The sequence below is a fragment of the Pseudidiomarina atlantica genome (genome assembly GCF_000753735.1).
Classification (GTDB): domain Bacteria; phylum Pseudomonadota; class Gammaproteobacteria; order Enterobacterales; family Alteromonadaceae; genus Pseudidiomarina; species Pseudidiomarina atlantica.
The window spans coordinates 138,449-153,405 of the sequence record NZ_JPIN01000001.1; the positions used below are offsets into that span (position 1 = coordinate 138,449).

General features: G+C 49.2%; 14 protein-coding genes. 13 read left to right on the forward strand and 1 reads right to left on the reverse strand.

Annotation, left to right across the window (positions count from 1 at the left end):
- Positions 1–46 precede the first annotated feature (46 nt).
- Positions 47–2,542, forward strand: coding sequence for a S9 family peptidase (locus tag IDAT_RS00710; protein ID WP_034729241.1), 2,496 nt, complete (start codon positions 47–49; stop codon positions 2,540–2,542).
- A 77-nt stretch (positions 2,543–2,619) separates the two neighbouring features.
- On the opposite strand, the gene rne is transcribed toward IDAT_RS00710, so the two are convergent.
- Positions 2,620–5,565, reverse strand: a complete 2,946-nt coding sequence (gene rne, locus IDAT_RS00715; protein ID WP_034729244.1) for a ribonuclease E — start codon at positions 5,563–5,565, stop codon at positions 2,620–2,622.
- A 512-nt stretch (positions 5,566–6,077) separates the two neighbouring features.
- Here rne and rluC point away from each other — a divergent pair.
- From rluC to mltG, 12 genes are all read left to right on the forward strand, one after another.
- Entirely contained in the window at positions 6,078–7,031 is a 954-nt protein-coding gene (rluC, locus tag IDAT_RS00720) for a 23S rRNA pseudouridine(955/2504/2580) synthase RluC (protein WP_051986517.1), read from the forward strand.
- Complete coding sequence (locus tag IDAT_RS00725; protein WP_034729250.1) at positions 7,031–7,726, forward strand: HAD-IA family hydrolase; 696 nt, start codon at positions 7,031–7,033, stop codon at positions 7,724–7,726. Before rluC ends, IDAT_RS00725 begins: the two co-directional genes overlap by 1 nt.
- Positions 7,723–8,313, forward strand: coding sequence for a Maf family protein (locus IDAT_RS00730; RefSeq protein ID WP_034729253.1), 591 nt, complete (start codon positions 7,723–7,725; stop codon positions 8,311–8,313). The genes IDAT_RS00725 and IDAT_RS00730 overlap by 4 nt, the downstream gene beginning before the upstream one ends.
- A 39-nt stretch (positions 8,314–8,352) precedes the next feature.
- A complete protein-coding gene (gene yceD / locus IDAT_RS00735; RefSeq protein ID WP_034729256.1) occupies positions 8,353–8,877 on the forward strand; it encodes a 23S rRNA accumulation protein YceD in 525 nt (174 codons plus the stop codon).
- Positions 8,878–8,895: 18 nt separating this feature from the next.
- Positions 8,896–9,066: a 50S ribosomal protein L32 gene (gene rpmF / locus IDAT_RS00740; protein ID WP_034729259.1), complete on the forward strand. Its 171-nt coding sequence runs from the start codon at positions 8,896–8,898 to the stop codon at positions 9,064–9,066.
- Between the two features lie 22 nt (positions 9,067–9,088).
- A complete protein-coding gene (plsX, locus tag IDAT_RS00745; RefSeq protein ID WP_034729262.1) occupies positions 9,089–10,114 on the forward strand; it encodes a phosphate acyltransferase PlsX in 1,026 nt (341 codons plus the stop codon).
- 8 nt (positions 10,115–10,122) lie between these two features.
- Positions 10,123–11,091 carry a beta-ketoacyl-ACP synthase III gene (locus tag IDAT_RS00750; protein ID WP_034729265.1) on the forward strand — a complete coding sequence of 323 codons (969 nt, stop codon included), beginning with the start codon at positions 10,123–10,125 and terminating at the stop codon, positions 11,089–11,091.
- A 15-nt stretch (positions 11,092–11,106) separates the two neighbouring features.
- Positions 11,107–12,024, forward strand: coding sequence for an ACP S-malonyltransferase (gene fabD / locus IDAT_RS00755; protein WP_034729268.1), 918 nt, complete (start codon positions 11,107–11,109; stop codon positions 12,022–12,024).
- Between the two features lie 2 nt (positions 12,025–12,026).
- Entirely contained in the window at positions 12,027–12,764 is a 738-nt protein-coding gene (gene fabG, locus IDAT_RS00760) for a 3-oxoacyl-ACP reductase FabG (RefSeq protein WP_034729270.1), read from the forward strand.
- Positions 12,765–12,890: 126 nt separating this feature from the next.
- The gene (gene acpP / locus IDAT_RS00765; RefSeq protein ID WP_034729271.1) at positions 12,891–13,130 is read left to right on the forward strand and encodes an acyl carrier protein; all 240 of its coding nucleotides are present in this window, start codon (positions 12,891–12,893) and stop codon (positions 13,128–13,130) included.
- Between the two features lie 45 nt (positions 13,131–13,175).
- On the forward strand, positions 13,176–13,967 hold the full coding sequence (gene pabC, locus IDAT_RS00770) for an aminodeoxychorismate lyase (protein WP_051986481.1): 792 nt from the start codon (positions 13,176–13,178) through the stop codon (positions 13,965–13,967).
- Entirely contained in the window at positions 13,943–14,956 is a 1,014-nt protein-coding gene (mltG, locus tag IDAT_RS00775) for an endolytic transglycosylase MltG (protein ID WP_051986482.1), read from the forward strand. Before pabC ends, mltG begins: the two co-directional genes overlap by 25 nt.
- The last annotated feature ends 1 nt before the right edge of the window (position 14,957 follow it).

Genomic DNA, 14,957 nt, shown 5'->3' on the forward strand with positions numbered 1-14,957 from the left:
CATTTTGTTTTAATAACAAAGTACTTTACAACTAGGAAGCATAAGAATGACAACAAAATTTACTGTTTCTTTGCTTGCCGCATTGGTCGCTGCTTCATGTGCTGCAACTACAGCGCCGATGGCAAACCAGGCACAGCAAAACGTGACGCCTCAGGTGCTTGAATTAAATGTGGCAAGTAGTTCTGACACTCAGGGAGAAAGTTCAGAACTGACCATTAAGCAAATAATGGCAGACCAGGATTGGGTTGCTCGCTCGCCCGCAAACGCCTACTGGATGCTGGACGGTAGCGGGGTGCTTTATCAGCAAAAACGCGCCGGTAGCGTCATTAGCGACTGGTATCATCAGCCATTAGATAAAGACGCACACCAAGTACCTCTCGAGCGCATGCATCACTATGCCTATAGTGACGGTGTCTACAATGCTAACCGTGAAATGCTGGCCTATACCTTTGAAGGTAATGTTTTTGTGCGCGATCTGACCAGCGGTAACATCAAGCAATTGACGCGGGACGAAGCGCGACAATCGCAGCTGATGTTTTTAACGGACGGGCAGCTTGCTTATCGGCAAGGGAACGATTTTTTCAAAGTGGACCCAGTCACTGGCATCACGCAGCAAATTGCCTCGTTAGCCAATGCTGACAAACCTGAAGCAGTCACCGCACCAAAAGATTTTATCGCTCAAGAGCAAGTTGATCTGATTGAGTTCGTACAAAAAGAGCGTCGTGACCGGCAAGAGCGCGCTGATTATCAAGAACAGTTGCAAGCGGAAAATCCAACTTTGGCGCCGCAATCCTTCTATTTAGGTAAAAATACCCAAGTAGTTGCCGCTAGCTTATCGCCAGCCGGCGACAAAATGTTGGTGGCGATCAGCGAGCCGGCTAGCTGGCGCGACGACGGTGACATTATGCCAAATTATGTCGCCGAAGATGGCCGGGTGAAAGCTGAATCAGTGCGCCGCCGCGTCGCTGACGCTAAGCCAGTCTCGCATCGCTTAATGATGCTTGATTTGACCACGGGTCAGCAGTCGGAATTCACCTACAACACTCTACCGGGTTGGAATGAGGACGTGCTTGCTAAGGTAAAAGCCGAAAACCATGAAGCGCAGGGTAAAACCTACGAATCAAAAGAAGCACCACGTGCTATCACCTTAATGCAAGATTGGGGCTGGCAAGAAGGTGCAATTCGCTGGTCGGACAATGGTGAAAATGCGGTTGTGATGCTCGAAGCTTGGGACAACAAAGATCGCTGGATCGCCAGTGTCGACTTCGCCGGCAAGCAATTAGTGAACGAGCATCGTTTGCATGACGAAGCATGGATTAACTACACCCACAATGAATTCGACTTTGTGCCGAATAGTGCTGATCGGATTTGGTTTCAAAGCGAAGAAGATGGCTATGCCCACTTGTATACCAAACAACTCGGTGGCGAGCAGCAACAGTTAACGGCTGGAAAGTTTGTTACTGAAAGTCCAACTGTGGATGCTCAAACCGGCCATTTGTACTTCACAGCAAATGAAGATCATCCAGGAATTTATGAGCTGTATCGGGTGAGTTTAGCGGGCGGTGAAGTTGAGCAATTAACTGACCTTGACGGTATTGTTGCTGGCTTTAAAGTGAGTCCACAAGGCGATAAAGTTTTGCTGGAATACTCGAATGCCTTACAGCCGAACGAAATCTACGTGCAAGACCTTGCCGAGAATGCGACTGCACAGCGCTTAACCCATACGGTGACTGAACAGTGGCAAGCAATAGATTGGACGGTTCCAGAAATTGTGCCAGTGCCTTCAAGCCATGTGGATGATCCGATTTATACCCGTGTTTACTACCCAGAAGACTATGATCCGCAGCGCGCGGAGAAGTATCCGGCCGTGGTATTCATTCACGGTGCGGGTTATCTGCAAAATGCACATGCTGGGTGGTCCGGTTATCAGCGCGAGTTTATGTTCCATACCTTCTTAAATCGTCAAGGCTATGTTGTCTTCGATCTTGATTATCGTGGGTCAAAAGGCTACGGCCGTGATTGGCGTACGGCGATTTATCGTCAAATGGGTACACCAGAGGTTGAAGACTTGGTTGACGTCGTGAAGTGGGCTGGTGCGAACACCAACGTTGATACCGAGCGTATGGGTACCTATGGCGGTTCTTATGGTGGCTTCCTTACCTTCATGGCGTTGTTCAACGAACCGGGTTTGTTCAAAGCCGGTGCAGCGCTACGACCAGTCTCTGATTGGGCTCATTACAACACCGGTTATACGTCGAACATCCTGAATCTGCCAGATGATGATCCTATTGCCTATCGCCGTAGTTCGCCGATTTACTTTACCGAAGGTTTAGAAGACGCGCTTTTAATCAACTCGCCGATGGTGGATGATAACGTGTTCTTCCAAGACAGCGTGCGTTTAGTTCAGCGTCTGATCGAACACGAAAAAGAAGATTTCGAAACTGCGATCTTTCCAGTTGAGCCGCACGGTTTTCGCCAGCCTTCAAGCTGGCTCGATGAATACCGTCGTATCTTCGAATTGTTTGAGGAAAACCTTAAGTAAGATTATCGAGCAGGTAATAAAAAACCGTAGTCAGATGTACTGACTACGGTTTTTTTATGTACTCTTCTAGCGTTATGTTAGCTAGTCGGCGTGCACTTAGTCATTGTTGATTGCGTCTGCGCTCGCGCCTGCGTCAAACTTGCAACGCTGGTTGCCTTGTTAAACGGCTTACGCGCATCATCACTGGCGGCATGCAATGCTTGAAACGCATCAGTGCGCGGTTGTGCAGCAGCTTTCGCCATAGGTGCAGAAATCGCTACGCCAACTGTTTTACGCTGCTTGGGTGCGGCCGCAACAGTTGTTTTTGGCGTAGTATCCGCAACCGGTTGTTCGGTTTTAACTGCTGCTGTCGGTGCAGTTTCAACTGCAACCTCACTTTCCGCCTCAGCTTTCACCGGAGCTTCAGGCTCTTCAGCTGCTGGTTCAGCTTTGTCGGCTTCAGATTTTGGTTCATCGGCTTCAACTGCAGCTGCAGGTGCTTCTACTTGCTCTATCGGTGCTGTTGGTGAAGCTTGCTCCTCCACTGGCGTTTCAGCCGCTGAAGCTTCAGCTTCGATTGGCATTTCCAACTGACCCTGCGCTGCATCCGGTTCAGACTCAGCTTCAGCCTCGGCTTTGCGGCGTTGGCCGGCGGCTCGTTGATGGCGCGGACTGCGGCGCGAACGATTACGACCACGTTTTTCTTTTCCAGCGTCGGTTGCTTCGTCAGTGGCCTCGTTATCGGCACCTTCGGTTGCTTCAGGCACCGTTGGTTCAGTCGCAGTTGTTTCCGCTGCGGCTGAATCTGTTGCCTGCGGCGCGCTGGCTTCGACCGTTTCAGTTTGCTTCACTTCAGCTTCAGCAACATCTGTTGGTTTTGCCTCAGCATCAGCTGCCACCGGCTTGTTTGTTTCACTTGCTTTATCGCTGCTGATCCGTACTGATTTTTCGAGCTTACGACGCTGACGACGCGGCTTCGGCGTTGCACTCTTGGTCTCAGTCTTAGTTTCAGCTGAGGCCTTGTCATCAGCTGTCACTTCCGCAGCAGTGTTAGTCTCTTTTGCGGTGTCTTTCGCAGCAGAACGATTACGGCCACGACCACCACGACGGCTACCACCGCGTTCAGACTTTTTCTCGTTTGGCTTATTATTGCTGGTATCTTGCTGCTCAGCGTCTGGCTTATCTGTCTTCGCTTTTTGCTCATCGTCAGGCTTACGGCCACGATTGTTATTGCGACGACGTGAGTTGCCACGAGGATTGCGATTGCCGCGACGTTGGTTGTTATCGCGATTTTGCGATGAGCGACGTTGGTTTTGTTGTTGCTTTTGCTTCTCACTTTCGTCTTCATCACTGCCGAATAGACCGGCCAACCATTTACCAATGCGGGCAAAGAGTGAGGGAGCATCAGCCTTTGCTTTCTCAGCCGGTGATGGGGCTGGAGCAGGCGCTGCTGGAGCTTGCAAACCTTTCAATGCAGGTTCTTCAAATCCAGGCTTGTTTTTATTCAAGACAATCTCGGTACTGGTATCTTCTGGTTTCTCGATCAGGGTAAAGCTGTTTGCTTGTTCAAGTTCATCGTTACGCAAACGCTTGACATCGAAGTGCGGCGTTTCTAAATGTTGGTTTGGAATCACCAACACGGAAACAGAATGACGCTTTTCGATTTCAGCAATGGAGGCACGTTTTTCGTTGAGCAAATAGGTGGCAACCGTGACTGGAACCTGCGCTTGTATTTGAATCGTATTATCTTTGAGCGCTTCTTCTTCAATGAGACGCAGAATAGACAAGGCGAGTGATTCGGCAGAACGAATGGTGCCTTGACCGCTACAACGCGGGCAAACATGGTTCGATGACTCGCCTAACGACGGACGTAAACGCTGACGTGACATTTCCAGTAGGCCAAAGCGAGAAATACGCGTAACTTGAATGCGCGCGCGGTCTTGTTTCAAACTATCGCGCAGACGATTCTCAACTTCACGCTGGTGCTTCGCTGGAGTCATGTCGATAAAGTCGATGACCACCAAGCCGCCGACGTCACGTAAACGCAATTGACGGGCGATTTCTTCGGCTGCTTCTAAGTTGGTTTGGAATGCAGTTTCTTCGATATCGCCACCTTTGGTTGCGCGGGCAGAGTTGATATCGATAGAGGTCAGTGCTTCAGTAGGGTCGATAACAATCGAGCCTCCTGATGGCAACCGCACCTCACGTTGAAACGCCGATTCGATTTGGCTTTCAATTTGATAATGGTTAAACAGTGGAACATCGCCTTGATAAACTTTGACGCGATTGACAAAGTCAGGGCGAATCAATTGCACGTGGTCGCGAATCTGTTCGAATAAACTTGGATTATCGATCAGCACCTCACCAATATCACGACGCAAATAATCGCGAATGGCACGAAATACCACGTTGCTTTCTTGGTGAATGAGAAACGGAGCAGGGCGTTGCGCAGCAGCTTTCTCGATCGCTTGCCAATGATGGACAAGAACGTTCAAGTCCCATTCGAGTTCTTCCGCTGATTTACCTACGCCAGCAGTACGAACGATGAGTCCCATGCCATCTGGAATTTGTAGATCGCTCATGGCGTCTTTCAATTCGGTTCGTTCATCCCCTTCGATACGGCGTGAAATACCACCAGCACGTGGGTTATTTGGCATTAGCACTAAATAGCTACCCGCTAAAGAAATGAAGGTGGTAAGGGCGGCGCCTTTTTGACCACGTTCTTCTTTATCGATTTGGACAATAACTTCCTGTCCTTCTTTGACCACGTCTTTAATGTTCGGACGGCCCGAGAAAGTATAGTTAGCAGGGAAATAGGTTTTAGCGATTTCTTTGAGGGGGAGAAAACCATGACGCTCAGCGCCATAGTCAACAAATGCAGCCTCAAGGCTAGGTTCGATACGGGTGATTTTACCCTTGTAAATATTTGCTTTCTTTTGTTCGTGGCCTGGGCTTTCGATGTCTAAATCGTAAAGTTTTTGCCCGTCGACCAAAGCAACACGTAGCTCTTCTTGCTGCGTTGCATTGATTAACATTCTTTTCATGGTTGTGACTCTTTATCTGGTTTGCCACAACACAGTACGAAGGCGTTTGCGCCATCGCTATTTCGAGTTTGAATTGTCGTCTGCCATCGCGCTATCGCAGCGTGTGATATGGCCTCCCGTCAGTGAACTGCTGTGACGTGAAGCATGCAATAGGTTACCAAGCCGAAATACGCTTGTGTTCGTACCGTGTCGCAGCCTTATGCTTTGACTTTTATGTAACTTGGCTCGTTCTGGTTCCATGCTTTCAGTATCTCAACGTTTTGTTCGTTGTATACTGAAGTGGATGAGGTGGCGATAATGTGCACACCTGATACCAAGTTACTTCGCTAATCTGTTTGCTTTCATTTTTCGCACAGCCTGCGCTCTAATGCTGCAGCTGTGTACCGCTCTCAATGTCACCGGTGCGGCTTTTTCCGGCGGGTCATTATCCCACGAATAGGTAACTCGGCACAAGCTAAAATAAAACTGCAAATTTGCAGCGCAAAAAAACGGAAAATGGTAAACTGCGCGCCATGAGTGAACAAATTCAACAACAAGTGCGCTGGGTCACAATCGAACCTGATTATGCCGACCAGCGTATTGATAACTTTCTACTTGCGCAATTGCGAGGCGTACCCAAGTCAATGGTGTACCGCATCTTGCGCAAAGGTGAAGTGCGCGTGAACAAAAAACGCGCAAAACCAGATTACCGCTTACAAGCTGGCGATGAAGTGCGGATCCCACCGGTCCGAGTGGCCGAGAAAAATCCGCTACCATCGGCAAACTTAAGTGCAGTACAAGCGCTGAACGACCATATTTTGTACGAAGACGATGTCTTACTGGTATTAAATAAACCAGCTGGTTTGGCGGTTCATGGCGGTTCGAACTTGCAGTTTGGCTTAATCGAAAGCCTGCGTGCACTGCGTCCTGATGCCAAACATTTAGAGTTGGTGCATCGGCTTGACCGTGAGACCAGTGGTTGTATTTTGGTTTCGAAGCGCCGCTCAGCATTACGCTCATTACACGAACAGTTGCGTGAAAAAACCATGGATAAGCGTTATTTAGCGCTGGTACGTGGGCATTGGCAAGCACATGTGAAGTTCATTGCCGCGCCGTTACTCAAGAATACCTTGCAGTCAGGTGAGCGGATGGTGCGCGTCGATGCGGCGGGTAAACCTTCTGAAACGCGATTTCGCGTACAACGCGTGTTTGCCAATTGTAGTTTAGTCGAAGCTTCACCGATTACCGGGCGCACCCATCAAATTCGCGTACATGCGCTGCATGCTGGGCACCCGATTGCCGGTGATCCGAAATATGGTGATCAAGTGTTTGATCAAGCCATGCGTGACTTAGGCTTGAATCGTTTGTTCTTGCATGCGCATGAATTAAGGTTTGCACACCCGCAAACTGGCAAACCAATTCATGTCACTGCGCCACTTGATGCCGAGTTACGTGACACGCTGAAAAAGTTAGAAAAGGTTGAGTAGTGAAAAAGCCGTATCAGCTTATTATTTTCGATTGGGATGGAACCCTGATGGATTCGGTAGGACGCATCGTTTCCTCAATGCAGGCGACCGCGCAAGAATTACAATTACCGGTGCCAACGGAAGTTGCCGTACGCGATATTATCGGGTTAAGCCTGCAGCCAGCGATTGAACGTTTATTTGGTCGGCTCGATGAAGCCCAGCATACGCAGTTTCTGGACGTCTATCGCGATCAATATGTGCAGCTAGATCCAACGCCGACGCCTTTATTTCCGCATGTTCCAGAAATGCTAGTTAAGTTAAAAGAGCAGGGCGTGCGATTGGCCGTCGCTACCGGTAAGGCGCGCCGTGGTCTTGACCGTGTCTGGCAAGAAACGGGGATTGGTGATCTGTTTGATTATTCACGCTGCGCCGATGAGACAGAATCCAAGCCAAGTCCCAAAATGTTATTCGAGTTAGTTGAAGAGGCCGGTTGTCAGGTGCAGGATGCACTGATGATCGGTGACTCAATTCATGATTTGCGTATGGCGCAAGCGGCGCAAATGGACCGTATGGGCGTTGATTTTGGCGTTCATTCAGCCGCACAGTTGCAGGTATTCGAACCTTTGCAAGTTCTCTCTAGCTGGCAATCATTTGCCGAACAGGTAAAAGCGGTCAGAGCACAAGCAATTCATTGGAGTAAAGGAGAGCATGCATGAAACCTATCGTCCTTGCTTCGACTTCACCTTATCGCCGCATGTTGCTCGAGCGGGTCTTATCGGACTTCATGACCGCCGCTCCGCAAGTTGACGAAACGCCACTTGCGAACGAAACTGCACAAGCACTGGTCGAGCGCTTAGCTATCGCCAAAGCACAAGCCTTGAGTGAGCAATTTCCGAAGCATGTATTGATTGGCTCGGATCAAGTCGCCGTAGTTGGCGACAAAATATTGGGCAAACCGGGCAGTGTTGCCAATGCGATCAGTCAATTACAAGCGGCAAACGGTCAAACTGTGATGTTTTACACTGGACTTGCCGTTTATGATAGCGAAACTCAGGCGTTGCAGTCTTGTGTTGAACCCTTTGCAGTGCAGTTCCGACAGTTGAGCGATGTCGAAATTAAAGGTTATGTCGAGCTCGAACAGCCATTAAGTTGTGCGGGCAGCTTTAAAAGTGAAGGTTTAGGTATTAGCCTCTTTGAAAAGATGCAGGGAGATGACCCGAACAGCTTGATCGGCTTACCTTTGATTAAACTTTTAGCGATGTTGCGCAAGTGGCACATCAACCCATTAGTTATTCGAAAATAACTTGTTTTCACACTCTGATTCCTATAAGATTCGCGCCCTATGCAGAAGGTTCGTATACCCATTTCGGTTGATCCGGTAAAAAGTGCCAGTAAACAGTTGAGCTACGTTGGCTTAGTGCCAGGACAGAACTTAACGCGTTTACAGGAATTATTAGTCGAGCCCTGTGCTGATGTTGACGTCGAGCTTGCTTTTGCAATCGACGCGCAAGGCATCAAGCACATCAAGGGGCAGGCGAATGTTGGCGTAACTGTTGCGTGTGAACGCTGTGGCGACCCCATGGCAGTTGAGCTTGCGAGTGAGTTCATTTATGCGCCAGTAACGCGTCGACAAACGGCCACCGATATGCCGAGTGAGTATGAGCCGTTTGAGTTAGACGAGCTTGGCGAAGTCAACCTGCATCGAATTGTCGAAGATGAACTGATATTGGCAATGCCTGTTGTGGTCAAACATGATGAGCGCGAATGTCGGATTGATAGTAACGCAATGCAGTGGGGCGACATTGATGACGCGCCACAAGAAAAGGATAATCCTTTCGCGGTATTGCAAGAATTAAAGCGTAAATAAACTTAGGAGATAGCGTAAATGGCTGTACAACAGAATCGGAAAAGTCGTTCGAAGCGCGACATGCGTCGTTCTCACGATGCACTGAGCGGCCCTACACTGTCGGTTGACTCTACCTCTGGTGAAACACATCGTCGTCACCATGTAACAGCTGACGGTTTCTACAAAGGCCGTAAAGTCGTTAACAAGTAAACCAGATTTCGGAAGTGAGGCTATGGCCGCACTGACACTGGCACTTGATGCAATGGGGGGCGATCATGGCCCCTCAATTGTTATTGCTGCACTGAAAAGTGCGTTAAGCGAGTTTGCTGAAGTTCACTTTATTGTTGTCGGTGATGAAGCAGAGCTATTGCCATTGCTGCAACAACAGCAGCTTGATACCCATCCTCGTATTACCCTGAAACACGCAAGCCAAACGGTTGCCATGACCGACAAGCCAGGTTATTCCTTGCGTGCCAAACCAGATTCTTCGATGCGCATCGCGCTTGATTTAGTTGCCAGTGGTGATGCTGCTGCGTGCGTGAGTGCGGGTAACACCGGTGCGCTCATGACCAAAGCTTATTTTGCGCTGAAAACATTACCTGGTGTATTGCGCCCAGCATTGATGTCGGCGATCCCTCAGGCTTCAGGAAAAAGCTCATTTTTATTGGACTTAGGTGCGAATCCAGTTTGTGATTCCGACACCTTATTCCAATTTGGTGTCATGGGTTCACAAGCGGCGCGGCATGTTCTGCATATCGAGCAGCCGCGAGTTGCGTTGTTAAACATGGGCGAAGAAGATATCAAAGGCAATGATGTGGTTAAAGCGACCGCGCAGTTATTGCTGAATTCTCCTTCAGTGAACTATATCGGTTTTATTGAAGGCGATGACTTATTTGCGGATAAAGCTGACGTTATCGTCTGTGACGGTTTTGTTGGCAATATCGCACTGAAGAGCTGCGAAGGTCTTGCCGATTTATTGTTGAATAACATTCGTGCCAATATCAATGCACATTGGATGACACGTTGGTTTGTAAAATTGTTCTATAGTCGGTTGCAACGTTCGTGGGATTGGTTGAAGCCCGACCACTATAATGGTGCAAGTTTGATAGGATTGCGTGGCGTCGTGATAAAAAGTCACGGTGATGCGAACGCCAAAGCCTTTTTGAGTGCGATCGCACAAGCCGTAGAAGAGGCGCAACAGGATCTGCCGACGCGCATTCGCGACCAGGTAGAACACGTACTCCTAGAACAAGAATAAAGGTTCTTATGTTTGCAAGCATCGCAGGCACCGGTCATTATTTGCCGGAAACTTGCCTGACTAACGCCATGCTGGAACAACGCGTGGAAACATCCCATGAATGGATTGTTGAGCGCACCGGTATTCATCAACGACATATCGCAGGGCCGAGCGAAAACGCCGCTTCAATGGGGGTGGTTGCTGCGCGGCGCGCATTAGAACAAGCCAATCTACAAGCGCATGAACTCGATCTTATTGTCGTGGCGACCACTTCGAACGAGCGCGCATTTCCAAGTGTTGCTTGTGAAATTCAAGCAGCGCTCACCGATAAAAATATTCCAGCCTTTGATGTAGCGGCAGCCTGTTCTGGCTTTATTTTTGCGCTGAGCGTCGCCGATCAATACATTCGCAGCGGTACCTACCGTCACGTTCTGGTGATCGGCACCGATGTGCTGTCACGCTTGTGTCGACCAGACGATCGCAATACCATTGTGTTATTCGGCGATGGTGCCGGAGCTGTCGTGGTCAGTGCCAATGAAAGACCAGGTATTTTGTCGACACATTTAAACAGTGCTGGCGAGTTTGCGGATTTACTCGGGGTGCAACATCCGCAACGTCATAGCCAACAAGCACCTGAAGCGCTCAGTGAAGCCTGGATGTACATGAAAGGCAATGAGGTGTTTAAAGTTGCAGTGAGTAAATTAAGCGAGCTGGTTACCGAGACGCTGCGCGCCAATGACATGCAGGCGGAAGATTTAGATTGGCTGGTGCCACATCAGGCTAATTTACGAATTATTAAAGCAACTGCGAAAAAGTTAAAAATGCCAATGACGCAGGTGGTCACAACGCTGGCTGATACGGGAAACACTTCAGCAGCATCAGTCCCTATTGCACTGGATGTGGCCGTGCGTGATGGCAGAATTCAACGCGGACAAAGTGTATTATTGGAAGCCTTTGGCGGTGGTTTTGCTTGGGGCTCAGCACTGGTTCGCTATTAAAAAAAGGATTGAAGTATGCGTGCTTATGTATTTCCTGGACAAGGTTCACAGGCGGTTGGAATGCTCGCTGATGTAGCGGCTTCTTACCCACAAGTAGAGGCGACATTTGCCGAAGCCAGTGCGGTTCTCGGTTATGATTTGTGGGAACTGGTGCAAGCAGGTCCGGCAGAAAAATTAAACGAAACCCATCGCACGCAACCAGCTCTGTTAGCAGCCAGTGTTGCGCTTTACCGAGTACTTGAAGCGCAGGGCGTTGTTGCGCCTGAGTGGATGGCCGGTCATAGTTTAGGAGAGTATTCGGCTCTCGTTTGTAGTGGCTGCATGGAGTTTACCGACGCCGTAGCTTTAGTGGCGAAACGCGGTGAGTTTATGCAGCAAGCTGTGCCTGCCGGGGTAGGCGCGATGGCCGCTATTATTGGTCTCGACGATGCTTTAGTTGAAGAGGCGTGCGCGGCGGCTGCCGGTGACCAAGTGGTGAGTGCGGTCAACTACAATTCGCCTGGCCAAGTTGTCATCGCTGGGCATGCAGAGGCGGTTCAGCGGGCGGGTGACGCATGTAAAGAACGCGGTGCAAAGCGGGCCTTACCGTTACCGGTCAGCGTGCCATCGCATTGCGCTTTGATGCAGCCAGCAGCGCAACAACTCGCGGTTGAGTTGGGCAAAATTACGCTTCGAACACCGAATATTCCAGTGGTCAATAATGTTGACGTAAAAGAAGAGCGCGACAGTGATGCCATTCGTGATGCACTGGTGCGCCAGCTATACTCACCGGTGCGCTGGACTGAAACGGTGCAGCATTTGGTGAAGCAAGGCGTTACCGAGATTTATGAAATTGGTCCGGGTAAAGTATTAACGGGCTTAAACAAACGTATTGATAAGTCACTTGAGGGTGATGCGATCAATACGGTTGACGCAATTCAAGCAAGGGTTTAATTATGACAACGATGCAAGGACAAGTCGCCCTAGTCACCGGTGCTAGCCGTGGGATTGGTAAAGCTATCGCTGAGCAGCTTGCTGCGCAAGGCGTAAAGGTGATCGGTACTGCAACTAGCGACAACGGCGCTGCAGCAATTTCGGCGTACCTCGATGGCAATGGCGAAGGTATGCGTCTAGATGTAACGGACGCAGATAGCGTGGCCGCTGTGTTAAAAGCGGTCGATGACAATTATGGTCAGCTCGATATTTTGGTGAATAACGCAGGTATTACCAAAGATAATTTGTTGATGCGCATGAAGGACGACGATTGGGACGTGGTGCTAGATACCAACCTAAAATCGGTTTTTCGCTTAAGCAAAGCGGTGTTGCGTGGCATGATGAAACGTCGCTTCGGTCGTATCATTAATATTTCATCAGTGGTCGGTACCACGGGGAACCCCGGGCAAACCAACTATTGCGCAGCCAAGGCTGGTCTAAGTGGCTTTAGCAAAGCATTAGCGCAAGAAGTGGCTGGGCGTGGCATCACGGTAAACTGTGTTGCACCAGGTTTTATCGATACCGATATGACCAAAGCGCTGACTGAAGAGCAAAAACAAACTATTTTTGCGAATATCCCAGCAGCACGGCTTGGGCGACCAGAAGAGATAGCTGCCGCGGTGGTATTTTTAGCATCTCCAGGGGCGGCGTACATTACTGGCGAAACCATTCACGTAAATGGTGGTCTAGCAATGGTGTAAGCGGTTTGTGTAAGAAGGGGTATGACCTCTAGTGGATAGGCAATTTTTTCCTTTATTAATGCAGCCGCATTCACTACACTAAGCGCAATTTCGAACTCGATATCTAAATGAAGGGACATTGTAAAAATGAGTACTATTGAAGAACGCGTTAAAAAAATCATCGTTGAACAGTTAGGCGTTAAAGAAGAAGAAGTGAAGCCAGAAGCTTCATTTGAAAACGACCTAGGTGCTGATTCTCTTGATACTGTTGAACTCGTCATGGCGCTGGAAGAAGAATTCGAAACTGAAATTCCAGACGAAGAAGCAGAGAAAATCAAAACTGTTCAATCAGCTATCGATTACGTGACTAATCACGCTAACGACTAAACAAAGCTTAATGAAAGGCGGGATCTTTGATTCCGCCTTTTTTATATGTGGCTGAACGGTAGTTACTCTCCTGATTCTCCCCTCGATCGTGGCCTACAATTTGGTGACGGTCATTTTACTACATGTCTTGTTATTGACGGACAACCACACTGCTGGGACGCCCATTGGCAACGTCTGCAATGTGCTTCTGAGCGACTCAAACTAGGGCTTCCTCAGGCGTCGGAACTGCGCCATTGCCTTGCGCAATTTCCACTCGGCGTGTGGATCGCAAAAATCATCATCACTCGCGGCTCGGGCGGTCGCGGTTATGGTCTCTCTGACAAGCGATCCTGCAACTGGTATATCACTCAGCATTCTTATACGGCGCCGGCTGAGTCCCAAGTGCCACTCAAGGTTGACATCGCCGACATACGCTTAGGTCGTAATCCTTTTTTTGCTGGTCTAAAAACACTTAATCGCCTCGAACAAGTGATGCTCAGTGCAGAAAAAACGGAACGCCAGCTTGATGAATTAGTGGTATGTGATAGTGAGGGCTATGTGGTTGAGTGCGTTTCAAGCAATTTGTTCGCCCGTTATGGACAGCATTGGTACACCCCAAAATTAGATCAAGCTGGTATTCGCGGCGTGGTACGTGAGCTGATTATCGCGCAACAGCCGCTTGGTCAAGTCAGCGAAGTCGCAGTCAAACCAGAGAAATTGCTGCAAGCTGAGCAAGTTTTTCTCTGCAACTCGGTTTTAGGCTTGCGCCCCGTTGGTCAAATAGGCGAACATAAGTTATCTGAAGTAAGCCTTCCTAAGGCAATCAATGACTGGTGGCGCGTATTATCCGTAAACTAATTGTCTCGATAATCCTGTTCGCAACACTGGCTGGTGCAGCGCTGGCGTATTGGAGCTATGCGATAGCGCATCAGCCGCTGCAGATCAGCAAGTCTGACACTTTGTTTGAAGTGGAGCGAGGCATGCACATGAAGTCCGTCATCCGTAAGTTGCAGCAACAACATATGTTGCAGGGGGAGGTCGAGGTTGTGTACTTTGCCAGTCGCGTTTGGAGTCAGCCACAACAATTACAAGCGGGTGTCTATGCCATCCAACCTGGAATGCGACTGACAGATTTGTGGTCGTTATTCGCAAGTGGTGAGCAGCACAAGTTTCAGATTACTTTGGTCGAAGGACAAACGTTGGCTCAGTGGCTCCAGCAACTGAATGCTCATCCGTATTTGAAACCTATAAGTGATGCAGCTTGGCAGCAGTTGGAACAGCGCTTGAAACCGGAACAGTGGCCCTCTTTAGAGGGCGCGCTGGCACCGGATACCTACAGCTTTTACGCTGGCAGCAAAGTTGAGACTATTATTGAAATGGCATTTTTGGTACAACAAAAATGGCTTGAGAATGCTTGGTCACAGCGCTCAGAGCGTGTACCTCTGAAAGACCCCTATGAATTGCTGATTATGGCGTCGATGATTGAAAAAGAAACCGGCATGAAAGCGGAGCGCGAACTGGTGAGTTCGGTGTTTGTCAATCGATTGCATGCCGGTATGCGCTTGCAATCAGACCCGACGACAATTTATGGCATTAAGAATTTTGATGGTAATTTGACGCGTGCGCATTTACGTGAGCTGACCCCCTATAACACTTACCGTATTGACGGGTTACCACCCACACCTATTGCGATGCCGAGTGCGGCGAGCCTGTATGCAGCAGCGCAGCCAGCAGTGTCACCTTACTACTATTTTGTCGCTGATGGCTCAGGCGGCCATGTATTCTCCGAAACATTAGAACAACATAATCGTGCGGTAAACCGCTATCAGCGAGGAATAAGCAATTAAT